Source organism: Rhodococcus kronopolitis, from assembly GCF_042654025.1.
Lineage (GTDB): Bacteria > Actinomycetota > Actinomycetes > Mycobacteriales > Mycobacteriaceae > Rhodococcus_G > Rhodococcus_G kronopolitis.
In genome coordinates this window covers 205,035-228,327 of sequence record NZ_JBHSFO010000004.1, presented here as the reverse complement: position 1 = coordinate 228,327, position 23,293 = coordinate 205,035, and the positions used below count along the sequence as shown (strand labels likewise).

Sequence of the window (23,293 nt, the reverse complement as noted above, 5' to 3'; positions counted from 1 at the left end):
CTAGGTTGCTGACTATGGCAATCCATAGTCAGGTCGAGTCGGGGGCCACCGCGCCACCGCGGATCGGCCCCCTCCTCACAGTCCTGTCCGGTGCGGCCTTCGTCGCCAGCCTGGACCTCTTCGTCGTCAACGTCGCGTTCGCCGACATCGCCACGAGCTACCCGGGACACTCACTCGGACAACTGAGTTGGGTTCTCAACGGCTACGCCATCGTGTTCGCCGCGCTGCTCGTCCCGATGGGCCGGTGGGCCGACCGGGTGGGTCGGCGACGGGGATTCCTCCTGGGCCTGGCGCTGTTCACCGTCGCCAGCGCGGCCTGCGCGCTGAGCCCGACGCTGTGGCTGCTGGTCATCGCCCGACTGCTGCAGGCGGTCGGCGCGGCCGCCCTCACCCCGTCCAGCCTCGGCCTGCTGGTCAGCGCGGTTCCCGAGCCGAAAAGAGCAGGGGCGGTGCGAATCTGGGCCGCGTCCGGCGCAGCGGCGGCAGCCCTCGGGCCGGTGGTCGGCGGGCTGCTGGTCGAGGCCTCGTGGCGCTGGGTGTTCCTGATCAACATCCCGATCGGCATCGCGTTCCTGATCGCCGCCGTCCGCATCGTGCCGAACGTCCGCACCGACACCGACGACGGCCCGCTCGACCTGCTCGGCGCGGGACTGCTGACCGCCGGCATCGGCGCGCTGTCCCTGGGCCTGGTCCAGGGACCCGAGTGGGGCTGGACCGACCCGTCGATCCTCGCCTCCTTCGCGGTCGCGCTCGCGGCGGTCGCGGGGTTCTGGCTGCGCAACACCCGCCACCGCGCGCCGCTGATCGAACCGACCCTGCTGAGGGTGCGGACCTTCGCGTGGTCGAATGCGACCGCGCTGGCCTTCACCGCCGCCTTCGCGGCCGGGCTGTTGGCGAACATCCTGTGGCTGCAAGAGGTCTGGGGCTACTCCGCCCTGCGCACCGGCCTGGCAATCGCGCCGGGACCGCTGCTGGTCCCGCTGTTCGCGGTGGTCGGCCAGGTGCTGGCGCGGCGTCTGGCGCCCGGCACCATCGCCGCCGTCGGGTGTGCGCTGTGGGCCACCGGCACCGCGCTGATCCTCGTCTCGGCCGGACCGGAACCGCACTACGCGGCCCAGGTCCTGCCCGGCTGGCTGATCGCCGGGGTCGGGGTGGGACTGGCACTGCCGACCATCCTGTCCGCCGCGACCGCGACCCTGCCCCCGGACCGGTCCGCCACCGGCAGCGCCGTCGTCACCATGAGCAGACAGATCGGCTCGGTGCTCGGGGTGAGCCTGGTCGTGGCCGTCCTCGCCCACGCGCGTCCCGCGGGCTACGACGCCACCCACGCCGCGTTCCAGACGGTCTGGTGGCTGATCGTCGCCGTCGCCGTCGCCGCGGCGGGCCTGTCGCTCGGCATGAGTTCGCGCGCACTCTCCGTGGAGGCCGCGCGATGACCGCGGCCGCCGCGCCGACCTCCCGCGTCGAGTTCGACTCCGGCTGGCGCAGTTTCGACGGCATCCACGGCGGGCTGGTCGTCGCGACCGTGCTCCGCGCGGCGGCCGAGGCCACCGGGGCGGTACCGGCCGCGGTCACCGCGCACTTCCACCGGCCCGTCCAGGCGGGCGCGGCGGAGCTGACCGTCGGTCCCGAGCGCGGCGGACGCACCGTCAGCTCCCTGGTCGAGCTGTCCGACTCGGTGACCGCGCTGGTCCGGCTGACCCGCGATGCAGGCGAGATAACGCTGCCCGCAACGGGATTCGCGTCGTACGTTGCCGACCCCGCGGCGCTGCCGCGCCTGGACGTCCCCGTCGACTTCGTCCCCTTCGCCCAGCACCTCGACATCCGGCCGATCAACGACGCCCGGCCGTTCGCCGGCGGCGATACGCCCGAGTTCGACGTCTGGATCAGGCTGGACCCGTCGCTCGGGTTGGCCGGGCCCGAACTGGCCGCGGTACTGCTGGACGCCCTACCGCCTGCGCTGTACGCCACCCGGACGGCGCCGGTACCCATCCCGACGGCCGAGTTCAGTGCCCACTTCGTGCCGACCGGGCGGTCCCGCTCGTCGTGGCACCGGCTCCGGCACCGCACCGTGTGGGCGAGCGAGACCCTCTGCGTCGACGAGACCGAACTGTTCGCCCCGTCCGGCGACCTCACCGCCCAGGCCCGGCAGCTGCGCCGGATCCTGGCTAGCTGACCCCGCCCGTCAACGACTTCGGCAGGATCCGCCCCGGAATGCGGGGCCGATCCTGCCGAAGGTGTCGCGGTCGCGGGCGGTCAGACGCCCAGGAAACGCTGGCGGCCGAAGCTGACGAATTCCGCCTCGAGCGCGGCCTTGTCCGCCTCCGTCATCAGTCGGTACACGGGCGCGCCGCGACCCTCCCACCGGAACACCGGCTCGTCCGTGCGCCACAGGTCGGCCTGCAGCTCACGCTTGAGCACCTTGTTGGACCCGGTCATCGGCAGGCTCGTCGAGACGCGGACGAACCGTGGGGTGGCCTTGCTGCCGAGATCCTCCTGGGCGACCAGGTACGACGCGAACGCGTCCGCATCGAACGACTCGAGCGTATCCAGCTCGATCGCGGCCATCACCTGATCGCCCGAACGGGGATCCGGGATGGCGTAGACGCCGGTCGCGATGACGTCGGGGTGGCGCCGCAGCACCCGCTCGATCATCAGCGCCGAGGTGTTCTCGCCGTCGACCCGGATCCAGTCACCCTTGCGGCCGGCGAAGTAGATGAACCCGGCCTCGTCGACGTACCCGAGATCGCCGGTCCAGTACCAGCCGTGCTTGATCTTGTCGGCGTCGGCGACGTCGTTCTTGTAGTACCCCTCGAAGGCGCGGGCGCCTTCCTTGTTGATCATCTCGCCGATTGCCTCGTCCGGGTTCAGCACCCGGCCGTACTCGTCGAGGACCGCGCGGACGCACTGCTCACGGGTCTCCGGGTTCACCACGGCGATGCCGTCGTGGGCGGGACGGCCGAGCGCGCCTGCGGGCGCCTCCGGGTCGAGCCGGACGGAACCGGCGCCCTCGGACGATCCGTAGCCCTCGTGCAGCACCGCGCCGAAGCGGCGAACGAACTCGGCCTTGTCCTCCGGCGAGGCCTCGGTGCCGAACCCACGTTCCAGCGTGTTGTCGATGTCCTCCGGCGTCTCCGCGGTCGCCATCAGGTAGCCCAGCGCCTTGCCGACGTAGGTGAAGAAGGTGGCGCCGAAGAACTTCACGTCCGGCATGAATCCCGACGCGGAGAACTTGCGGGCCTCCGGCAGGCACACGGTGGCACCGTTCGCCAGCGCAGGCGCCCACAGCGCCATCAGCGCGTTGCCGTGGAAGAGCGGCATGCAGCAGTAGTCGACGTCGCCGCGGTGGTGGCCGTACTTGCCGGTGTTGGCGTAGGCGAGCCGGGCCAGCCGGCCCTGGCTGCACTTGACGCCCTTCGACATGCCGGTGGTGCCCGAGGTGAACAGCAGCAGGAACAGGGTGTTCTCGTCGACGCCCTCGGCGATCACCGGTTCCGCCCGGTGCGCGTCGAGCCGCGACTGGTAGTCCGGGGCGTCGACCAGGATGAACCGGTCCTCGGCCAGACCCAGGTCCATGCCGCGCAGCTTCGCCATGCCGGCCGTGTCGGTGACGATCAGCTGGCAGTCGACGTAGCGGATCTCGGCCTCGAGCTCGGTCGCGCCGCGGGTCGGGTTGATGCCGACGATCGTGCCGCCGGTCAGCGCCGCGCCGCCGAGCCAGAACAGGAACTCCGGCACGTTCTCGAGCAGCACGCCGATGTGGAGCGGACCGTCGGCGCGCAGCGACTGGGCGAGGGAGCCGCAGGCGGCCGACTCGCGGACCACCTGGTCCCAGGTCCAGTCCTGTTCGCGGGTGCGCAGGCCGAGATGCTGGTCGCCGAGGCGGTCCATCAGCATCTCGGCGACGGAATCGCGGCTCGTCCCCGGTACCGGGGCGGCCACGGCAGTGGTTTCGGTGGTGGTCATGGTGCGCCTCATCCAACCCGGAGCACGCCTCGCGTGCCACCATAGATCGCGGTCATACATTTGCTGCAGTGAATTTGACCGACCGTATCGACGCCGCGCACCAGCACGAAGCCGAGTCTCGGTCAGTGGAAATCCTCTCCTCTCGCGAGAGTGCCCGTGACATGTTCTGTGCAGTTTGAGCGCTCGAGAAAGGCACCTCATCGATGACCACTGCCGCTGACCAGCAGGCATTCCTGGCCTCTGTCATGTCCCGTCTCACCGGACCGGGCAGCCCGTTCGAGCTGGTCGAGGAAGAGGTTCTCGGCGCTCGCATTCCGGTGCTGCCGAACCGCCAGCGCGCGGTCCACGAGTTGCTGACCTCGGCCGCGGCATACGGCGACCGCGACTACCTGGTCACCGAGGACCGCCGGATGTCCTTCGCCGAGCACGCCGACGCGGTTGCCGCGTTCGCCGCGGTGCTGCGCGAGGACTACGGCGTCGGCGTCGGCGACCGGGTCGGCATCCTGGCCGCCAACACCATCGAGTGGGTCGTCGCGTTCTGGGCCACCCAGGCACTCGGCGCCGTCACCGTCGGCCTCAACGCCTGGTGGGTGCCGCGCGAGATCGAGCACGGACTCACCCTCACCGCCCCGAAGGTGCTGATCGTGGACGCCAAGCGCGCCGCGCTGCTCACCGAGGTGGACACCGACGTCCCGGTGCTCACCATGGAGCAGGACATGCCCCGGCTGATCGCGGACCGAGCGGGCGCCGAGCTGACGGTCGCCGAGGTCGGCGAGGACGACCCGTCGGTCATCCTGTTCACCAGCGGCACCAGCGGAAAGCCCAAGGGCGCCCTGCACTCGCAGCGCAACCTGGTCGCCGTCGCCGACTACCACCGCTACAGCGACGCACTCGCCCTCGCATTCCGCGGCCAGGACTACGACCCGGCCGTCCCGAGCGAACTGCGCTACCTGCTGACCTCCCCGCTGTTCCACATCGCCAGCCTGCACAACATCGTGGTGCCGCGGATGGCCACCGGCAGCGCCGTGGTGATCTACCAGGGCGCGTTCAACGTCGACCGCGCGCTCACCCTCGTCGAGCGCGAGCGGATCACCAACTGGGGCGCGGTGCCGACCATGGCCAACCGCCTGATCGAGCACGGCAACATCCGCAAGTACGACACCTCGTCGCTGTCGGCCTTCTCGTTGGCCTCGGCCCCGTCGTCGGTCGAGTTCAAGCAGCGCCTGCAGGAGCAGGTGCCGTTCGCGCAGGACTCACTGGTGGACAGCTACGGCCTCACCGAGTGCAGCACCGGCATCGCGGTCGCCCTCCCCTCCGACATCGCCGCCTTCCCCGGCACCCTCGGCCGGCCGGTCTTCGGCGTCGCGCTGGAGATCCGCGACGTCGCCGGCGAGCAGGTCGAAGAAGGCGTCGAGGGCGAGGTCTGCGTCCGCAGCCCGTACGTGATGCTCGGCTACTGGGAGAACCCCGAGGCCACCGCCGCATCCATCGACGCGGACCGCTGGCTGCACACCGGCGACTTCGGCACCCTCGACGGCGGCCGGCTGCGGCTGACCGGCCGACGCTCGGACCTGATCCTGCGCGGCGGCGAGAACATCTACCCCACCGAGATCGAGCAGTGCCTCGACGAGCACCCCGACGTGGTCGAGTGCGCGGTCATCGGCGAGGCCCACCCGGACCTGGGCCAGGAGGTCGCGGCGATCGTCGTGATCGCCAACGGCGGCACCGCGAACGAGGAGGAGCTCCGCGCGTTCGCGGCCGAGCGACTGTCCTACTTCAAGGTGCCGTCCCGGTGGCGCCTGACCACCGAACCGTTGCCGCGCAATGCAACCGGAAAGATGGCCCGCGGCAAGATCGCGCTGTAGCGTCCGCGCGATGGACATTCGGCACACGATCGAGCGGCTGGCCGCGACCGAGGCGGTCCGCGACCTGATCGTCGCGTACTCGCACCTGATCGACCTCGGCGCACTGGCCGAGGTGTCGGAGCTGTTCACCGACGCCGTCTACGGACAGTGCGACGGTGCCGGCGTCCCGGTGGGCACTCCCATCGACCGCGACGCCGGCGCCGTCCTCCGCGCCAACGAGACGTTCATCAAGATGCACGGCACCCCGCCGTCGCCGCGCACCAAGCACGTCACCACCAATGTGCGCATCACCGTGGCGGAGAGCAACATCGAGGCGTCCTCGCTGTCCTACGTCACGGTGCTGCAGGCGGCCGGGAACTGTCGCTGCAACCCGTACTCACGGGCCGATACTTCGACAGGTTTGCCCTCGCCGACGGCCGGTGGCGGTTCACGCAGCGGCTGTGCTGCATCGACCACACCGGCGACCTCAGCGAGCACGCACAACGACTGCTGCGCCGCGACTGACGGACCCGCACGGACGTCGGGCCGGGACCGACCCGCTCGACTCGCTGCTCGCGAGGCAAGTGGGAACGCTCGGTCCCGGCCCGACATACTGCCTGTGCGTCGGCGATCAGCTGCCGAAGTTCAGGTTCAGGCTGCCGAAGTCGAGCTCGCTGCTGGTGCCACCGGTGATGGTGACGGGCACGCCACCGGGAGCGGTGAGGCCGGTCAGCCCGGACGCGTCGGTGCACACCGCCACCACCCGGTAGTCGCCGTTGTCCAGGACCGGCGAGGTGTACGTGCCGACACCGGGCTCGCCGGTCAGCGGCACCAGGCCGCCGGGGCCCTCGTTCTTGGAATCGAGGATCTGGGCCGCGCACCCAATCAGCGTCGGCGAGCTGACACCGCTCAGCTTGACGACCACGGTGGCACCCTCGACGGTCACGTCGGCGGTGCCTGCGACCACGGCCGAACTGAGGGCCGGGTTCGCGAGGAGTGCGAGCGCACCGACGCCGGCGATCATTCCGACACGGGCGATGCGCTTGGGGGTTGTCTTCACTTGGGACACCTTTCCTGAAGAATATGTGAGGCCGCCATCATGCACCGTCGGTCGCGCCCGGATCGGGGCTTCCGCAGATATTCGACTCCGTCAGCCACCTGAATGAATCATTGTGTCTAACACAATGATTCATTCGAGCGACGGACTCGGAACCCGCGATGTCGAACAGGTCAACCCGGCCACCTCACCAGACCCCACGGTTCGGCACCCTGACCTCGCACGACGTTCGGCAGGGCCCGAGCGCCGTAGTATCGAAAAGGTGCCCAGCCCCGAGGCCATACCGTCCGCCGTCACGGCGTTGCGCACGCGGATCGCGGGCGAGGTGGACGACGACACGAGGCGGCGCGCCGAGTACTCCTCCGACGCCTCGAACTACCGGGTGGTCCCGACCGCGGTGGTCTTCCCGCGCTCGGCGGAGGACATCGCGGCCACCCTCGACTTCGCTCGCGAGCACGGCCTGCCCGTCACCGCCCGCGGTGCCGGCACCTCGGTCGCGGGCAATGCCGTCGGCTCCGGGCTGGTGCTCGACTACAGCCGTCACCTTGGTCGGATCCTCGAACTCGATCCCGACGCCCGGACCGCCGTCGTCCAGCCCGGCGTGGTGCTCACCGCGCTGCAGCGCGGCGCCGCCCCGCACGGCCTGCGATTCGGACCGGACCCGTCCACCCAGGACCGCTGCACCCTCGGCGGCATGATCGGCAACAACGCCTGCGGACCACGCGCGGTGGCCTGGGGCCGCACCTCCGACAACGTGCGCAGCCTGCGGATCCTGGACGGCACCGGGACGCCGCGCACCCTGGCCGAGAACCTCAGCGCCGTGCCGGGGCTCGACCGGCTGGTCACCGCCAACCTGGCCGTGCTGCGTACCGAACTGGGACGATTCGAACGGCAGGTCTCCGGGTTCTCGCTCGAACACCTGCTGCCCGAGCGCGGTCACCACCTGGCCCGGGCGTTCGTCGGCACCGAGGGCACCTGCGGGCTGCTCCTGGACGCCACCGTGACCCTGGTCCGGGTACCGGCGGCGACAGCCCTGGCCGTGCTCGGCTACCCCGACATGCCGTCCGCGGCGGACGACGTGCCCGCCCTGCTCGCCACGCGACCACTGGCCGTCGAAGGCATCGACGCGCGCCTTGTCGACGTGGTGCGCCGGCACCACGGCACCGTGCCCGACCTGCCGCGTGGCGCCGGCTGGCTGTTCGTCGAGATGGCCGGTGACACCCCGGCGGAGGCCCTGGACCGGGCGGCCGCGCTGTGCCGGGCCTCCGGCGCTGTGGACACCCGGGTACTGCCGACGGGCGCGGAATCGGCTGCACTGTGGCGGATCCGGGCGGACGGGGTCGGACTCTCCGGACGCACCCGGGACGGGCACCCGGCGTGGCCGGGCTGGGAGGATGCCGCGGTGCCGCAGGACCGACTCGGCCGCTACCTGCGCGACTTCGAGGACCTGACCCGCGAGCACGGGGTCGACGGGTTGCTCTACGGCCATTTCGGCGACGGCTGCGTGCACGTGCGGCTGGACCTGCCCATTGCGGACGCACCGGCTCGGTTCCGGGCCTTCCTCGTCGACGCCGCGACTCTCGTTGCCTCGCATGGTGGTTCGATGTCCGGCGAGCACGGTGACGGCCGGGCGCGCTCGGAACTGCTGCCGTTGATGTACTCGCCCGCCGCACTGTCCGCCTTCGCCGAGTTCAAGGGACTCTTCGACCCCGACGGCGTGCTCAACCCCGGCGTGGTGGTGCGACCGGACGCCGTCGACGCGCAGCTGCGGCTGGCCGGGGTGCGGAGCACGCCGGGTGTCGGGGGGCTCGCGCTCGACGCGGACGGCGGCGACCTCGCGGTCGCGGCACACCGGTGCGTGGGGATCGGCAAGTGTCGCGCCGACGGCTCCGCGACGGGCGGGTTCATGTGCCCGTCGTACCTGGCCACCCGCGACGAGAAGGACAGCACCCGGGGCCGGGCCCGGGTGCTGCAGGAGGTGCTCAACGGGACCCTGGTCACCGGCGGATTCGACGCCCCCGAACTCGCCGAGTCGCTGGAGTTGTGCCTGTCCTGCAAGGCCTGCGCCTCGGACTGCCCCGCCGGGGTGGACATGGCCGCGTACAAGTCCGAGTCGCTGTACCGGAAGTACCGGGGCCGCAGGCGCCCCGTCGCCCACTACACGCTGGGCCGGCTGCCGCAGTGGCTGCGCCTCGCAGTCGCGGCGCCCGCACTCGTGAACGCGGCCGCGGGGATCGCCCCGCTGCGCCGGGCCGGCTTGCGGCTGGCGGGCATCGACCCCCGCCGGGCGGCACCGACCCTGGCTCCGCGGTCCTTCCGCCGGTGGTGGCGGCGGCGAGACGATGCGTCGGCCGGCCGGCCCGAGGTGCTGCTGTGGGTCGACACCTTCGCCAACGCGTTCTCGCCGGCGGTGGCGCGCGCCGCGGTCTTGCTGCTCGAGGACGCCGGCTACCGGGTGCTGATCACCGAGCGGTCCGCCTGCTGCGGGCTGACCTGGATCAGCACCGGCCAACTGGACGGTGCGAGAACACAACTCGCCGCCACTCTGGACCAGCTCGAGCCGCACCTGCGCGCGGGACGGCCGATCGTGGGGCTCGAACCGTCGTGCACCGCCGTGCTGCGTTCCGACCTGCTCGAGTTGCTGCCCGACGACCCCCGCGCCCGCCTGACCTCGACCTCCACCCACACCCTGGCTGAATTCCTCACCGCCGCAGTCGGATCCGACGGCTCGCCGTGGTCGCCACCACGACTGGACGGCACGCGCGTGCTGGTGCAGCCGCACTGCCACCAACACGCCGTGCTGGGTTTCGAGGCCGACCGTCTGCTGCTGGAGCGGTCCGGGGCCACGGTCACCGAGTTGGCCGGGTGCTGCGGCCTGGCGGGGAATTTCGGCATGGAATCCGGGCACTACGACGTGTCCGTCGCGGTCGCGGAGCATGCCCTGCTGCCCGCGCTACGGGCGGCCGGACCCGATGACGTGTTGCTGGCGGACGGCTTCTCCTGCCGCACCCAGGCCGAGGACCTGGCCGGCCGCACCGGAATCCACCTGGCGCAACTGTTCGCCGGAGCGCTCGAGTCCGGTGGACACGGCACCACCGAGCGCTGACGCCGCCCGAAACGACGCCGAGGTCGACGCCTTGCACATCCGGACCCGGCACCACGGCCCGGCGACACCGGAAACCGCTCCCCGCCTGCTAGTAATTAGCTGATGCCATGTCCCGAGTCCGGGACTCTCACCCTTGAAGGGGAATTACGCTGTGATGGATTCATTCTGGGACCTGCTCTGGTACACGCTCGTGGTTTTCGCGTTTGTTGCCTACCTGCTGGTCCTGTTCCAGATTCTCACCGACCTGTTCCGCGACCGGAAGATGTCCGGTGTCGTCCGGGTCGTCTGGATCATCTTCCTGGTCCTGCTGCCGTACCTGACCGCGTTCGTCTACCTGATCAGCCGCGGCCGGGGCATCGCCGAACGGAACCGCGAGGCGCAGCTCGAGGCCAAGCAGGCCGCCGACAGCTACATCCGCGAGGTCGCCGGCCAGTCCGGTGCCGCGCAGATCGCCGAGGCGAAGACGCTGCTCGACGCAGGCACCATCACTCAGGCCGAGTTCGAGCAGCTCAAGGCCAAGGCCCTGGCCTGACGCTCGGCTGATCGTCGACGCCCGGTCGGTGGGCGCCATAGCACCTGCGCCCACCGACCGGCCGAAACGACACGGCCGGAACACGGCCGAAATCGGTCGAGTTCCGAGTGGATCTGGCTAGTGTCGAACGCGATCGGACCGAAGCTGTGTCAGCGGTACAACTCGAACGAGGTGGACATGTTGATGGCCAAGACGACGAACGCAAGGACAACTCGGGTGCGGCGGACCATCGCCGCGACGGCGGCGGCCGCGACGGTGGCCGGGGCCGCGGCCCTGTCACTGCCGGCGACGGCCTCGGCCCAGGCCCTTCCCCCACCCGAGCCGCCCGTCCTCACGGCCACCCTCGTCGACAACGACCTGACCCTCGAACTCGACGACCCGAACCGGGGTCTCGCCCAGGCGCTCACCGTCTGCACCGCCGCCCTGCTGAACGCGGAGAAGGCCATCCCGTTGCTGCCGGACATCGCGGCCGGGACCATCCCGCCGCTCGACCAGATCGACCCCGCACTGTTCCAGTGGGGCCCCTCCCTGGAGGTCACCAGCGCCCTCGTCCGGAAGCGCACCTACCAGGTCGACGACATTCCCCCGGGCGTGTACGTCGCTCTCGGGGTGTGCGTGAACCCGAACATCACCCAGCCCGCCCTCGACTTCAAACCGGTGCTCGTCGGCTCGAAGATCGAACTCGGGTCGTCCGTGCTGAACATCGGCAGCGCCGTGATCGACACTCCCGGGGCGTTCAGCGCGATCCTGACGCTGCTCGGCATCGACACCGGCAGCCTTGGCAGCGCAGGCAGCGGAGACGGTGGAAGTACCGGCAGCACCGGGAGTGCCGGCAGCTAGGTCCCCGCTCCCGTCGGGGACAGACGCCTCGGCAGCACTGGGCGTCGGGCCGGAACCGGGTCCGACGCCCAGTGTCCGCCGACTGACGCGGAGCGCGTCACTTTCCGCGGCGTCCGCTCTCCGAGGACGTGTTCAGCGCCACCGCGGCGTGGACGAGGGCCTTGAACGCGTCCTCGTCGACGACGTCGCCCTCGTGGAAGTCGATGGCACGCCGGGTGTTGCCGTCGAGGCTGGAGTTGAACAGGCCGGCCGGGTCCGCCAGCGATGCGCCCTTCGCGAAGGTGACCTTGACCGCGCTCTTGTAGGTCTCGCCGGTGCAGATCATGCCGGCGTGCGACCACACCGGAACCCCTCGCCACTTCCACTCCTCGACCACGTCGGGCTCGGCCTGGTGGACGAGATGTCGGATCCGATCGAGGGTTTCGCCCCGCCAGTCGCCCAGCTCCTCGATTCTCGCGTCGATCAGCTGAGCGGGAGTATCTCCGCCTGCTCCGTCCATCGAACAGCTCCTCACCGGTCGTTCTCGCAAACGATTGCCGTCTCGACTCGAGTATCCGGGACGGCCGCCGTGACCGCATCGCGAGAACCGGCAGGGTCAGATCACGTTGCCGCGCAACCACTTCGGCGCTCACTCCGAAAGACCGAATGCCGCATTCGTTCGTCTGGCTGAACGAATGCGGCATTCGGCGGGGCAGGTGCGTCGATCAGCGGGGGCGCGGCACCGCCGCGTCGATGAACAGGCCCTCGACCGAGACGCACACGTCGCCTGCCGCCGTCTTGATGTCGCCGACGGTGTTGATCTTGCGACCCTCCACCGACATCTGCTTGCCGGTGATGGTCAGCGGCTCGAACAGCGGGGTCGGGCGGTGGTACCGCACGTTCAGCTGCGCGGTCATGCCCGCCCGGCCGCCCCACGCGTTCGCGACGCCGAGCACGTGGTCGAGGATCAGCGCCGAGACGCCGCCGTGCACGCACCCGGGAGGTCCCTGGTACGGCAGGGTCAGCGTGACGACACCCTGCACCGAGCCGTCCTCGAGTCCCGCCAGCACCAGCGGCGGCGCGATCGCGTTCTCCGGTCCGGTCACCGGGTCGTGACGGGTGACGCCCTCGCCGCCCCACATGTCGATGAGGCGTTCGGCCACCTCGGGAGCGTGCTCCTCGAGATGGTCGGCGATGCTGTTGAGCTCCTCCGCGACCCGGTCCAGGTTGGCGTTGCCCCGGTCGGTGCGCAGCATCGCGTCGATCACGCGCCGGGCCGCGGCGGTCGCCCGGTCCACCGGTGCGTCCTGCGGCGCCGAGGTCAGCACCGTTCCGTGGGCGTGGGTCTGGGCGGTGGGATGGTCGCCGACGTTCACGATCGAACCTCCATGGTTGCGTGGGTCAGCACGGCCGAGCCGTCCCGTTCCGGACAGGTCGCGAGCAGGGTCAGGGTGTCCCCGTCCCGCCAGACGGAGGTCTCGATCGTCTCGCCCGGGTACACCGACCCCGCGAACCGCACCGACAGGCTGCGCACCCGAGACGGGTCGCCGTCGAGCAACCCGTCCACGACCGCCCTGCAGACGATCCCGAACGACGCCAGCCCGTGCAGGATCGGCTGCTCGAAGCCGGCCATCTTCGCGAACGCGGGGTCCGCGTGCAGCGGGTTCATGTCGCCGCTGAGCCGGTACACCAGCGCCTGCTGCGGGCTGGTCGCCGACACCAGCACCGCGTCGGGCGCGCGCTCCGGTGCCGCCGCGGAGACCTCGGGTCCGGCATCGCCGCCGAAGCCGCCCTCGCCGCGCGCCCAGATCTGCATCTCGGTGGTCCACAACGGGTTTCCGTCGAGGTCGGCGGCGGCCTGCTCGAGCACGATCATCGCGGCCTTGCCCTTGTCCCACACGTTGGCCACCCGGGACGAGACCCGGGCCGCACCGTTCGCGGGAATGGGGGCGTGCACGGTCAGCGACTGCCCGGCGTGCAGGATCTTGCGCAGGTCGATGTCGATGCCCGGCATGTTCATCCCGGCAGGCTTGAGGTTGCCCGCCGAGACGCCCTGGCCCGCGACCATCGCGAACGTCGGCAGCACCCGCAGGCCCTTCTCGTAGACCCAGCCCAGCTCGGCCGGATCCAGCGAGTTCACCCCGGCACCCAGGCCCAGGTGGTAGAGCAGCACGTCGCGCTCGGTCCAGTTGGCTTCGCGGACAGTGGGTTCGGCGGCCAGTGCGGCCGCCACGTCGATCGGCATGCTTACTGAGTCTCCTTCGAGATGGTGCAGGCCCGGTACAGCGTGACCACGCACGCGCCACCGAGGCCGAGATTGTGTTGCAGGCCAACGCGGGCGCCGTCGACCTGGCGGGCGTCGGCCTGGCCGCGCAGCTGCCAGGTCAGCTCGGCGCACTGCGCCAGGCCGGTTGCGCCGAGCGGATGTCCCTTCGAGATCAGCCCACCGGACGGGTTGACGACCCACTGGCCGCCGTAGGTGGTGGCGCCGGACTCGACCAGCTTGCCGCCCTCGCCCGCACCGCACAGTCCGAGGCCCTCGTAGGTGATGATCTCGTTGATCGCGAAGCAGTCGTGCAACTCGATGACGTCGACGTCGTCGATGGTGAGGCCGGACTCGGCGAACACCTGCTCGGCCGCGGCCCGCGTCATCGGGGCCCCGACCACGTCGATCATCGACTGCTCGGCGAACGCCTCCGCGGTGTCGGTGGTGAGTGCCTGCGCGACGATCTCGACCGCCTGGTCCTCGAGGCCGTGCTCGCGCACGAAGCGCTCGCTGACGACGATCGCGGCGCCCGCACCGTCCGAGGTGGGCGAGCACTGCGAGCGGGTGAGCGGTGCGTGGATCATCTTGTCTTCCAGCACCTGCGCCAGCGTGTACTCGTCGCGGAACTGCGCGTACGGGTTGTTGACCGAGTGCTTGTGGTTCTTCACCGCGACGGACGCGATCTGCTCGACGGTGGTGCCGTAGCGCTCCATGTGCTCGAGCGCCGCGTTGCCGAACAGCTGCGCCGTCATCGGGCCGCGACCCCACTCGTGCTTGGCGGTCATGACCTTGAGGTGGTCGTCGAGCGTGGAGACCTTGGGCACCTCACCGTTTCCGGTGAGGGCCGTCTTGGTCATCTGCTCGAAGCCCACCGCGAGCGCGACGTCGACGATGCCGCCCTGCACCCACTCGCGGGCCATCATCAGCGCCGACGAGCCGGTGGCGCAGTTGTTGTTGACGTTGACGATCGGGATGCCGGTCAGGCCCGTCTCGTACAGCGCGCGCTGGCCGGCGGCCGACGGCTGGAAGACGTAGCCGACCGCGGCCCGCTGCACCTGGTCGTACGAGACGCCCGCGTCGGCGAGCGCGGCGCCCACGGCCTCGGACACCATGTCCGGGTACTGCCAGTCACGAGACTCGATCTTCTCGAACTTGGTCATGCCGACACCGACGACGAAGGTGCGATTCATGGTTGTAACACTCACTTTCCGGGCTCGGGGTCACGCGGGAGCCCGAGGATCCGCTCGCCGATGATGTTCAGCTGAACATTGGTGGTACCACCTGCGATGGACATGCACTGGGAATTGAGGAACATCTGGGTCGCCGACATCCGGTGCTGGTCGCCGAGCAGCGAGGACGGGCCGGCCCACTCCATCGCGACGTCCCACACCTGCTGCAGGTGCTCGACGCCGATCAGCTTCGCCACCGAGGACTCGGCACCCGGCTGGGCGCCTGCGAGCGAACGCAGCGTGGTGCGCAGCCCCAGCAGTCCGCCGGACTGCGCGTCGCACAGCACCTTTCCGAGGACGGTGAGCTGCTCGTCGTCGATGCCGCCGGGCAGCGACTCGACGAGGTCGAGCAGCGCCTCGCCACCGGAGCCGAGGGAGGAGTCGTTCGAGAGCGAGACCCGCTCGTTGGCCAGGGTGGTGCGGGCCAGCTTCCAGCCGTGGCCCGGGCCACCGACCAGCATCTCGTCCGGGACGAAGACGTCGTCGAAGAACACCTCGTTGAACAGCGCCTCACCGGTGATCTCGCGCAGCGGGCGTATGTCGAGGCCCGCGGTGTTCTTCATGTCGATCAGGAAGTAGGACAGGCCCTTGTGCTTGGGCACGTCGGCGTCGGTGCGCGCGAGGCAGATGCCCCAGTGCGCGTCGCGTGCCATCGAGGTCCACACCTTCTGGCCCTGCAGCTTCCAGCCGCCGTCGACCTTGACGGCCTTGGTGGACAGGCCGGCGAGGTCGGAGCCGGCGCCGGGCTCGGAGAACAGCTGGCACCAGACGATGTCGCCGCGCAGCGACGGCGGCACGAAGCGCGCCAGCTGCTCGGCGTTGCCGTGTGCGATCAGGGTCGGGATCACCCAGTTGCCGATGATCATGTCGTGCGGCTCGAGCTCGGCCGCGCGCAGTTCCTCCGCGATCACCAGCTGGCTGACCGCGTCGGCACCCTTGCCCCAGGGGGCCGCGAAGTGCGGTGCGGTGTAGCCGTTCTCGGCCAGGTACGTGGTGCGCTCGGCGCCGGAGAGTGCGACGGCGGCGGCCAGCTCGGCGCGCACGTCGGCGCGCACCTGCTCGGCCTCCGGCGGCAGCTCGACGCTGAGCACGCGACGAGCTCCGTCGACGGTCAGCTGGGCGACGCGGCGACGCCAGCTCGCGGTGGAGCCGAGCAGGATGCGCAGCGACTGGGCGCGGCGCAGGTACAGGTGCGCGTCGTGCTCCCAGGTGTAGCCGATGCCGCCGAGCACCTGGATGCAGTCCCGGGTGACCGAGAAGCCGGCCTCGAGCGCGGTGGCGCCTGCGACGGCGGCCGCGAGGGAGGCCTCGTCCGTGGCGGCACCGTTGCCGGGGGTCATCGCCCGCGCCGCGTCCCACGCGCAGACCCGGGCCTGCTCGGCCAGGGTGAGCATCCGCGCGACCTTGTGCTTGACGCCCTGGAACTGCCCGATCGGCCGCCCGAACTGCTGACGCACCTTCGCGTACTCCGCGGCGGTGGTGACCGCCCAGTCCGCGAGGCCGGACGCCTCGGCGGCGAACAGCGTCGCCGCCAGGTCCAGCACCCGCTGCGGGTCCACCACGAGCAGTTCGTCGGCGGCGAGCTCGAGGCCGTCGACGGTGAACTCCGAGCTGCGACGGACCACGTCGTAGCTGGACAGGTCGGCGAGCTTGACCCGGTCCCGGCGCAGCAGCACCCAGGCGGTGGCGTCGCCGTCGCGGGCCGCCACCAGCAGCAGGTCGCCGACGTGCCCACCGAGCACGTGGCTGGAGGTACCGGTCAGCCGGACACCGCCGCCGTCGCCGTCGCGGACCAGGCGCAGCGTGCCCGGCTGCAGCGCGACCGCGCCCAACGTGGAGCCGTCCGCCAGTCCGGCGAGCTCGCCGTCCCGACCGGCGTCGGCGAGCACCGCGCTGACCAGCACGGTGGGCAGGAACGGGCCGGGGACCATCGAGCGTCCGAGTTCCTCGACGACCACGGCGAGCTCGACCAGCCCGTAGCCGGCGCCGCCGACCTCCTCCGGCAGGTGCAGTCCGAGCAGCCCCTGCTCGGCGAGCGCCCCCCAGTACCCGGGACGCTCCTCGCGCTTGGCCTCGACGGCCTCCCGCACGACGGCGGGCGTGGCGTGGCGCGCGGCCCAGCCCCGCACCGAGTCGCGGAGTTCGCGGTCTTCGTCACTCAGTCCAATGGTCATCGACAGTCCTCAAAAAGTAGAAGAAATTCTAAATACTCTGGCGGGGTCCGGCCGCCCCGGGAAGAGCCGGCCGGACCCTCCGGTCAGATGCGTTCGATGACGGTGGCGGTCGACAGGGCGCCGCCGGCGCACATCGTGATCAGCGCGGTGGAGGTGTCCGACCGCTCGAGCTCGTGCAGCGCGGAGGTGATCAGCCGGGCGCCGGTGGAGCCGACGGGGTGACCGAGCGCGATGGCGCCGCCGTTGACGTTGACCTTGCTCATGTCGGCCTCGAGCACCTGCGCCCAGGACAGCACGACCGCCGCGAAGGCCTCGTTGATCTCGACGCGGTCGATGTCGCCGAGGGTCATGCCTGCCTTGGCCAGCACGTGCCGGGTGGCGTCGATCGGGCCGTCGAGGTGGTAGTACGGGTCGGATCCGACCATGCCCGAGCTGACGATCCGGGCGCGGGGACGCAGGCCCAGCGCCGCAGCCTTCTCCTCGCTCATCAGCAGCACCGCGGCGGCGCCGTCGCTGATCTGCGAGGAGTTGCCTGCGGTGTGTACGCCACCCTCGACGACCGGCTTGAGTGCGGCCAGCGCCTCGGCGGTGGTCTCGCGCAGGCCGCCGTCGCGGGTGACGGTGGCGATCTCGCCGGAGGGGGTGCCCTCCTTGTCGACGACGGGCGCCTGCACGGGCACGATCTCGCGGTCGAAACGTCCCTCGGCCCAGGCCTGGGCGGCCCGCCGCTGGGACTCGAGGCCGAGCGCGTCGACGTCGCCGCGCTTGATGCCGCGGTTGGTCGCGATCCGCTCGACGGACGTGAACTGGTCACCGAGGTCGATGGTCCAGTCGGCCGGGTAGGGCAGGCCGGTGCCCGGCGCCAGCGCCTGCCCGAGGAACACCCGGCTCATCGACTCCACGCCGCAGCCGATGCCTGCGTCGATCTGACCGGAGGCGATGAGCCCGGCGACCAGGTGCACGGCCTGCTGCGAGGAGCCGCAGGCGCAGTCGACCGTGGTCGCGGCGGTGGTGTACGGCAGTCCCGCGTGCAGCCACGCATTGCGGGCGACGTTGTTGGACTGCTCGCCGACCTGGGTCACGGCGCCGCCGATGATCTGGCCGATCTCCTCCGGGGACACCCCGGCGCGCTCGAGGACGCCACGCTGGGCGGCACCGAGCAGTTCGGTGGGATGCAGGCCCGCGAGGGCGCCTCGGCGACGGCCGATCGGCGTCCGGGCGGCCTCGACGATGACGACATTGCTCATGACAGTTCCCCTTGCTCAGATGCCGACGCGGGGCGCCGGGCCCGGGCTCGTCCGCGGCGCAGCACGAGCACTTTTCTGAAATGTATTCTACTTTGACTCCGGAGGCAATGGCTCGAACCGGCGCCGCGCCGGGCGGGCCAGGAGACGAGAAAACCCCGGCGCCGCGCGAGGTGCGCGGCATCGGGGTTCGGGTCGGCCGGTAGTGCGGTCAGACGCGGCTGGGCGCATTCGACAGGTCCACCATCAGCAGGTCGCAGGCCGTGCGGAGGTCCGACTCCGTCTCCGGGATCGACGCCCGCCCGTTCAGCCCGGCCTGGATCAGGCCGAACCACAGCGACACCGTCAGCCGGATGACGGTGGTGTCGTGCACGGTCGGCTCCGAGATCCCGGCCGACCGCAGCAGCATGGTCTCGAAGTTCCGGTCGATCTTCGCGACGTCCGGGATGGTCGCCGCGTTCGAGCTCGCCGCCGACTGGATCATCGCGGTCGCCAGCTTCGGCCGGCGCATCAGCGCGCGGTTCGCCCGCAACAGCACGTCGTACACCGAGTCGGCCGGGATGTCGGAGGTCCGCGGGCGGCGCGCGAAGCCGCCGGCCATCTGGTCGATCTGATCGACCATCACCGCGACGAACAGGTGCGTCTTCGACGGGAAGTAGCGGTAGAGGGTGCCGATCGCGACGCCGGCCAGCTTGGCCACCTCGTGCATCTGGACCCGCTCGAGGTCCTTCTCCGAGGCCAGTTGCGCGGCCGCATCCAGCATCCGGCCGTGCCGTGCGCGCTGCTCGACCGAGCTCGGTTCCGCCGCGTCGCGTGCCTCCGAGATCCTCGGCATCACTCCCCCACCTTCTGTTCAGCCTGATTCTGCTCCATGGATCCTTACATCTGTAGAGCGGGATCGGCAGCCTGTTCCGCTCAGTGGGAACAAAGGCCCCGCTCGAGGCCCTCCTACGATTGCCTGGGGCAGTACGTCGACACCGCACAGTGAGTCGACCGGCGCGATGGAGGAAGACGCAGATGCAGGCTTGGACCGACGAATTCGACGTGGTGGTGGTTGGCTCCGGCGGCGGCGCCCTGACCGGGGCCTACGCCGCGGCCGCGCAGGGACTGCGCACCGTCGTCCTGGAGAAGACCGACCTGTTCGGTGGCACCTCCTCGTACTCCGGCGCCTCCATCTGGCTGCCGGGCACCCAGGTCCAGGAGCGTGCGGGGCTGCCCGACTCCACCGAGAACGCCCGTACCTACCTGCGCAACCTGCTCGGCGACGCCGAGAGCGTGCGCCAGGACGCCTACGTCGACACCGCGCCGGTCGTCGTCGAGCTGCTGGAGAAGGACCCGAACATCGAGTTCGAGTTCCGCGCCTTCCCCGACTACTACCGTCGCGAGGGCCGGATGGACAGCGGCCGTTCGATCAACCCGCTCGACCTGGACCCCGCCGACATCGGCGACCTCGCCGACAAGGTGCGCCCCGAACTCGACCAGGACCGCACCGGCCAGGGCCACGCCCCCGGCAAGATGATCGGCGGCCGCGCCCTGATCGGCCGCCTGCTCGCCGCGGTCGCGGGCACCGGCAACGCCGAGCTGCGCACCGGCGTCAACGTCACCGGCCTGGTCGTCGAGGACGGCCGGGTGGTCGGCGTGGAGGCCGAGGCGAACGGCGAGACCGTGCGCATCGGCGCCGGCCGCGGCGTGCTGATGGCAGCAGGCGGCATCGAGGGCAACGCCGCGGTCCGCGAGCAGTCCGGAACCCCCGGCAAGGCCGCGTGGTCGATGGGTCCGTTCGACGCCAACACCGGCGACCCGATCGCGGCAGGTGTCGCGGCAGGCGGCGCCACCGCGCTGATGGACCAGGCCTGGTTCTGCCCCGGCGTCGAGCAGCCCGACGGTTCGGCCGCGTTCCTGGTCGGCATCCGCGGCGGCATCGTGGTCGACAAGGCCGGCGAGCGCTACCTGAACGAGTCGCTGCCCTACGACCAGTTCGGCCGGGCCATGCACGCACGCAACACCACGGGCGACGCCGTCCCGTCGTGGATGATCTTCGACTCCCGCGAGGGTGGCGGCCTGCCCGGCATCAGCATCCCGAACACCGCCCCCGCGAAGCACCTCGCGGCAGGCACCTGGGTGCAGGCGGACACCGTCGAGGAGCTGGCCGAGAAGGCCGGCCTGCCCGCGGACGCCCTGCGGGCCACCGTGGAGCAGTTCAACGGCTACGCCAAGACCGGTGTGGACGAGGCGTTCCACCGCGGCGAGGACCCGTACGACGCGTTCTTCTGCCCGCCCAGCGACGCCCCCAACGCCGCGCTGAGCGCCGTCGCCACGGGCCCGTTCTACGCGGCCCGCATCGTGCTCAGCGACCTCGGCACCAAGGGCGGACTGGTCACCGACGTCGACGCCCGCGTGCTGCGCGCCGACGGCACCCCGATCGAGGGGCTGTACGCGGCCGGCAACACCAGCGCCTCGCTCAGCGGCGAGTTCTACCCCGGCCCGGGCGTCCCGCTCGGCACCGCGATGGTGTTCTCCTTCCGCGCCGCGCAGCACATGATCGGCTGACCGACCGGCCGCCACCGGACCCGGCCCCGCCCGACCTCTCCCTCAGAGGACGGGCGGGGCCGATATCACTTCCGCCCCGGACCGAGCCCGTCACCATGCGGCCCCTCACCTCGCCGCCGCCACCCGTCCGCGCACCTCACCGAGGCCGATCCGGCGGCCATCGCCGCCCGGCGCGGTCGCGGAGATCACCACCTCGTCGCCGTCCTCGAGGAACGTGCGGGGCCGACCGCCGACGGTCACGGGTTCGCTTCCGCCCCAGCTCAATTCCATGAACGAGCCATACTGGTCCCGGGTCGGTCCGGACACGGTGCCGGAGGCGAACAGGTCGCCGGTGCGCGTGCGGGCGCCGTTGACGGTCAGGTGCGCCAGCATCTGTGCGGGCGACCAGTACATCTCGCGGAACGGTGGGCGGGAGACGACGTCACCGTTCCACGCCACGGACAGCTCGATGTCCAGACCCCACCTGCCACCGCCACGCAGGTACGGCAGCGGCTCGGGAACCTGTGCCGGAGTGTCGATTCGAGCCGCCTCGAGCGCCGCCAGCGGCACCACCCAGGGCGAGATCGAGGTGGCGAAGGACTTGCCGAGGAACGGCCCCAGCGGCGCGCCCTCCCAGGACTGGAGGTCGCGCGCGGACCAGTCGTTGACGAGCACGACGCCGAAGACGTGGTCGGCGAACTCGGCGGGCGTGATCCGGCTGCCAGGCTCGGAGCCGACGCCGACCACGAACCCCACCTCGGCCTCGATGTCCAGGCGCCGGGACGGCCCGAAGTCGGGACCCGGACCGCCCGTGGGCCCCAGCTGTCCGCACGGCCGCACCACGCCGGTGCCCGAGACCACCACCGTGCCGGATCGGCCGTGGTAGCCAACCGGAAGATGTTTCCAATTCGGCAGCAGGGGAACGGAATCCGGCCGCAGCAGCCGACCGAGGTTGGTGGCGTGCGACTGCGAGGCGTAGAAGTCGACGTAGTCGGCCACCTCGAACGGCAGGTGCATCCTCGCCGCGCCCAACCCGACGACCGCGTCGTCCGGCACCTCGCCCGTCACCAGCTCCGCGAGCCTGCCGCGGACCTCGGCCCAGCGGGCCCGCCCCTGCGCCAGGAACGCGTTGAGGCTCGGGTGGGCGAAGCACTCCTCGCCCAGAGCCCGGGACAGGTCGATCACCCACTCCCCCAGTCGAACCCCGACCCGCGGCCCGGCGTCGGCGGTCGAGAAGACCCCGTACGGCAGGTTCGACGTCCCGAACGGCGAGTCGCCGGGAACCTCGAGCACCGTCACCGCGTCGGGCCCCGCCCGGCCCACGTCCACGGGTAGCCGCGGTCCTCGCAGGCCAGCGCGCCCTCGCCGAGCCCGAGCGGCCGGAAGGTGTCGACCATGACGGCGAGTTCGTCGAAGAACTCGACGCCGATGCTGCGCTCGTACGCATCCGGTTGGGGTCCGTGCGCGTAGCCACCCGGGTGCACCGAGACCGAGCCCGGCCCGATCCCGGATCCCCGGCGCGCCTCGTAGTCCCCGCCGCAGTAGAACATCACCTCGTCGGAGTCCACGTTCGAGTGGTAATACGGCACCGGGATCGAGAGCGGGTGGTAGTCCACCTTGCGGGGCACGAAGTTGCAGACGACGAAGTTCGTGCCCTCGAACACCTGGTGGGCGGGCGGCGGTTGGTGCACGCGACCGGTGATCGGCTCGTAGTCGGCGACGTTGAGGGTGAGCGGGTACAGGCAGCCGTCCCAGCCGACGACGTCGAAGGGATGCTCCGCGTAGACCATTCGGGTGCCGACCACGGCGTCGGCGGCGCGGTGCTTGACCAGCACCGGCACGTCCGAGCCGTCCTCGGTGAGCGTCGCGACGGGGCCGTGCAGGTCCCGCTCGCAGTAGGGCGCGTGCTCGAGAAACTGGCCGAACCTGGACAGGTAGCGGTGCGGCGGGGCGAGATGGCCGTTCCCCTCGATGACATACGCGCGCAACGGCTCCGGACCCCGTGGCAACCATCGGTGCGTGGTCGACATGGGCAGCAGCACGTAGTCGCCGCAGCGGACCTCGAGCGCGCCGAAGACCGTCTCCACGCGGCCTGCCCCGGACTCGACGTAGACCACCTCGTCGCCGAGCGCGTTGCGGTAGAGCGGCGAGTGGGCCGCGGCCACCGCGTACGAGATCCGGACGTCCCCGTTGCCCAGCAGCAGCCGGCGGCCCGTCACCACGTCGGTCTCCGCCCACGCCGACTCGGGGAACAGTTCGTGCAGGGCCAGGTGCCGCGGCGTCAACGGATGGTTCGGCGTCGTCGTCTGGTCCGGGGGCTCCCACACCGTGGCGTCGACGATCGCCGACGGGACACCGCGGTGGTACAGCAGCGAGGAGTCGGAGGCGAAGCCCTCCTCGCCCATCAGCTCCTCGCGGTAGAGCCGGCCGGCCGGGTCGCGGTGCGCGGTGTGCCGCTTCGGCGGGACGCTGCCGAGCTGCCGGTAGTACGCCATGGCGACCTCCTGGGCGGGCAATCCACCTACCA

18 protein-coding genes and 1 pseudogene are annotated in these 23,293 nt (G+C 71.0%); 8 read left to right on the top strand and 11 right to left on the bottom strand.

What is annotated here, in order from left to right:
- Positions 1-14 precede the first annotated feature (14 nt).
- Positions 15-1,436, top strand: a complete 1,422-nt coding sequence (locus tag ACFO6S_RS09945) for a DHA2 family efflux MFS transporter permease subunit (protein WP_378416475.1) — start codon at positions 15-17, stop codon at positions 1,434-1,436.
- On the top strand, positions 1,433-2,176 hold the full coding sequence (locus tag ACFO6S_RS09940) for a thioesterase family protein (protein ID WP_378416474.1): 744 nt from the start codon (positions 1,433-1,435) through the stop codon (positions 2,174-2,176). Before ACFO6S_RS09945 ends, ACFO6S_RS09940 begins: the two co-directional genes overlap by 4 nt.
- Before the next feature lie 80 nt (positions 2,177-2,256).
- Here the strand turns inward: ACFO6S_RS09940 and casI are convergent, their stop codons facing one another.
- Entirely contained in the window at positions 2,257-3,966 is a 1,710-nt protein-coding gene (gene casI / locus ACFO6S_RS09935; RefSeq protein ID WP_378416473.1) for a steroid-22-oyl-CoA synthetase, read from the bottom strand.
- A 203-nt stretch (positions 3,967-4,169) separates the two neighbouring features.
- Here casI and casG point away from each other — a divergent pair, with 203 nt between their 5' ends.
- Both casG and ACFO6S_RS09925 read left to right on the top strand, forming a co-directional pair.
- Positions 4,170-5,831 (top strand): steroid-24-oyl-CoA synthetase, encoded by a 1,662-nt coding sequence (gene casG, locus ACFO6S_RS09930; protein ID WP_378416471.1) that lies wholly within the window; start codon positions 4,170-4,172, stop codon positions 5,829-5,831.
- Positions 5,791-6,120 (top strand): annotated as a pseudogene (locus ACFO6S_RS09925) (nuclear transport factor 2 family protein); the annotation flags it as partial. The gene casG and the pseudogene ACFO6S_RS09925, both read left to right, overlap by 41 nt.
- Positions 6,121-6,441: 321 nt before the next feature.
- Here the strand turns inward: ACFO6S_RS09925 and ACFO6S_RS09920 are convergent.
- Positions 6,442-6,870, bottom strand: coding sequence for a hypothetical protein (locus ACFO6S_RS09920; protein WP_378416952.1), 429 nt, complete (start codon positions 6,868-6,870; stop codon positions 6,442-6,444).
- A gap of 259 nt (positions 6,871-7,129) precedes the next feature.
- On the opposite strand from ACFO6S_RS09920, the gene ACFO6S_RS09915 reads away from it, so the two are divergent.
- The 3 genes from ACFO6S_RS09915 (at position 7,130) to ACFO6S_RS09905 (ending at position 11,345) form a co-directional block, all read left to right on the top strand.
- Entirely contained in the window at positions 7,130-9,973 is a 2,844-nt protein-coding gene (locus ACFO6S_RS09915; protein WP_378416470.1) for an FAD-binding and (Fe-S)-binding domain-containing protein, read from the top strand.
- 154 nt (positions 9,974-10,127) lie between these two features.
- Entirely contained in the window at positions 10,128-10,505 is a 378-nt protein-coding gene (locus tag ACFO6S_RS09910) for an SHOCT domain-containing protein (protein ID WP_378416468.1), read from the top strand.
- Positions 10,506-10,625: 120 nt separating this feature from the next.
- A complete protein-coding gene (locus ACFO6S_RS09905) occupies positions 10,626-11,345 on the top strand; it encodes a hypothetical protein (protein ID WP_378416466.1) in 720 nt (239 codons plus the stop codon).
- Positions 11,346-11,442: 97 nt separating this feature from the next.
- Here the strand turns inward: ACFO6S_RS09905 and ACFO6S_RS09900 are convergent, their stop codons facing one another.
- The 7 genes from ACFO6S_RS09900 to ACFO6S_RS09870 all read right to left on the bottom strand — a co-directional run bounded on the left by ACFO6S_RS09900 (position 11,443) and on the right by ACFO6S_RS09870 (position 19,072).
- A complete protein-coding gene (locus tag ACFO6S_RS09900) occupies positions 11,443-11,844 on the bottom strand; it encodes a DUF1801 domain-containing protein (protein WP_378416464.1) in 402 nt (133 codons plus the stop codon).
- Between the two features lie 205 nt (positions 11,845-12,049).
- Positions 12,050-12,700 (bottom strand): PaaI family thioesterase, encoded by a 651-nt coding sequence (locus ACFO6S_RS09895; RefSeq protein WP_378416463.1) that lies wholly within the window; start codon positions 12,698-12,700, stop codon positions 12,050-12,052.
- Positions 12,697-13,569: a MaoC/PaaZ C-terminal domain-containing protein gene (locus ACFO6S_RS09890; RefSeq protein WP_378416461.1), complete on the bottom strand. Its 873-nt coding sequence runs from the start codon at positions 13,567-13,569 to the stop codon at positions 12,697-12,699. The genes ACFO6S_RS09895 and ACFO6S_RS09890 overlap by 4 nt, the downstream gene beginning before the upstream one ends.
- Before the next feature lie 2 nt (positions 13,570-13,571).
- Entirely contained in the window at positions 13,572-14,780 is a 1,209-nt protein-coding gene (locus ACFO6S_RS09885; protein WP_378416459.1) for a lipid-transfer protein, read from the bottom strand.
- A gap of 11 nt (positions 14,781-14,791) precedes the next feature.
- Positions 14,792-16,993: an acyl-CoA dehydrogenase gene (locus tag ACFO6S_RS09880; protein WP_378416457.1), complete on the bottom strand. Its 2,202-nt coding sequence runs from the start codon at positions 16,991-16,993 to the stop codon at positions 14,792-14,794.
- An 83-nt stretch (positions 16,994-17,076) separates the two neighbouring features.
- Positions 17,077-18,240, bottom strand: a complete 1,164-nt coding sequence (locus tag ACFO6S_RS09875) for a steroid 3-ketoacyl-CoA thiolase (RefSeq protein ID WP_378416456.1) — start codon at positions 18,238-18,240, stop codon at positions 17,077-17,079.
- A gap of 208 nt (positions 18,241-18,448) precedes the next feature.
- Entirely contained in the window at positions 18,449-19,072 is a 624-nt protein-coding gene (locus ACFO6S_RS09870) for a TetR/AcrR family transcriptional regulator (protein ID WP_378416454.1), read from the bottom strand.
- A 182-nt stretch (positions 19,073-19,254) separates the two neighbouring features.
- Here ACFO6S_RS09870 and ACFO6S_RS09865 point away from each other — a divergent pair, with 182 nt between their 5' ends.
- Positions 19,255-20,787, top strand: a complete 1,533-nt coding sequence (locus ACFO6S_RS09865) for an FAD-dependent oxidoreductase (protein ID WP_378416452.1) — start codon at positions 19,255-19,257, stop codon at positions 20,785-20,787.
- A 105-nt stretch (positions 20,788-20,892) separates the two neighbouring features.
- Here ACFO6S_RS09865 and fahA read toward each other — a convergent pair whose 3' ends face one another.
- Both fahA and ACFO6S_RS09855 read right to left on the bottom strand, forming a co-directional pair.
- On the bottom strand, positions 20,893-22,065 hold the full coding sequence (gene fahA, locus ACFO6S_RS09860; RefSeq protein WP_378416915.1) for a fumarylacetoacetase: 1,173 nt from the start codon (positions 22,063-22,065) through the stop codon (positions 20,893-20,895).
- A complete protein-coding gene (locus ACFO6S_RS09855; RefSeq protein WP_378416451.1) occupies positions 22,062-23,261 on the bottom strand; it encodes a homogentisate 1,2-dioxygenase in 1,200 nt (399 codons plus the stop codon). The genes fahA and ACFO6S_RS09855 overlap by 4 nt, the downstream gene beginning before the upstream one ends.
- Positions 23,262-23,293 lie beyond the last annotated feature (32 nt).

Excerpts from the sequence above, each read along its gene's own strand:
- ACFO6S_RS09945 (WP_378416475.1), top strand. The coding sequence starts at position 15 with ATGGCAATCCATAGTCAGGTCGAGTCGGGGGCCACCGCGCCACCGCGG.
- ACFO6S_RS09940 (WP_378416474.1), top strand. The coding sequence starts at position 1,433 with ATGACCGCGGCCGCCGCGCCGACCTCCCGCGTCGAGTTCGACTCCGGC.
- casI (WP_378416473.1), bottom strand. The coding sequence starts at position 3,966 with ATGACCACCACCGAAACCACTGCCGTGGCCGCCCCGGTACCGGGGACG.
- casG (WP_378416471.1), top strand. The coding sequence starts at position 4,170 with ATGACCACTGCCGCTGACCAGCAGGCATTCCTGGCCTCTGTCATGTCC.
- ACFO6S_RS09910 (WP_378416468.1), top strand. The coding sequence starts at position 10,128 with ATGGATTCATTCTGGGACCTGCTCTGGTACACGCTCGTGGTTTTCGCG.
- ACFO6S_RS09900 (WP_378416464.1), bottom strand. The coding sequence starts at position 11,844 with ATGGACGGAGCAGGCGGAGATACTCCCGCTCAGCTGATCGACGCGAGA.
- ACFO6S_RS09890 (WP_378416461.1), bottom strand. The coding sequence starts at position 13,569 with ATGCCGATCGACGTGGCGGCCGCACTGGCCGCCGAACCCACTGTCCGC.
- ACFO6S_RS09885 (WP_378416459.1), bottom strand. The coding sequence starts at position 14,780 with ATGAATCGCACCTTCGTCGTCGGTGTCGGCATGACCAAGTTCGAGAAG.
- ACFO6S_RS09880 (WP_378416457.1), bottom strand. The coding sequence starts at position 16,993 with ATGACCATTGGACTGAGTGACGAAGACCGCGAACTCCGCGACTCGGTG.
- ACFO6S_RS09875 (WP_378416456.1), bottom strand. The coding sequence starts at position 18,240 with ATGAGCAATGTCGTCATCGTCGAGGCCGCCCGGACGCCGATCGGCCGT.
- ACFO6S_RS09870 (WP_378416454.1), bottom strand. The coding sequence starts at position 19,072 with ATGCCGAGGATCTCGGAGGCACGCGACGCGGCGGAACCGAGCTCGGTC.
- ACFO6S_RS09865 (WP_378416452.1), top strand. The coding sequence starts at position 19,255 with ATGCAGGCTTGGACCGACGAATTCGACGTGGTGGTGGTTGGCTCCGGC.
- ACFO6S_RS09855 (WP_378416451.1), bottom strand. The coding sequence starts at position 23,261 with ATGGCGTACTACCGGCAGCTCGGCAGCGTCCCGCCGAAGCGGCACACC.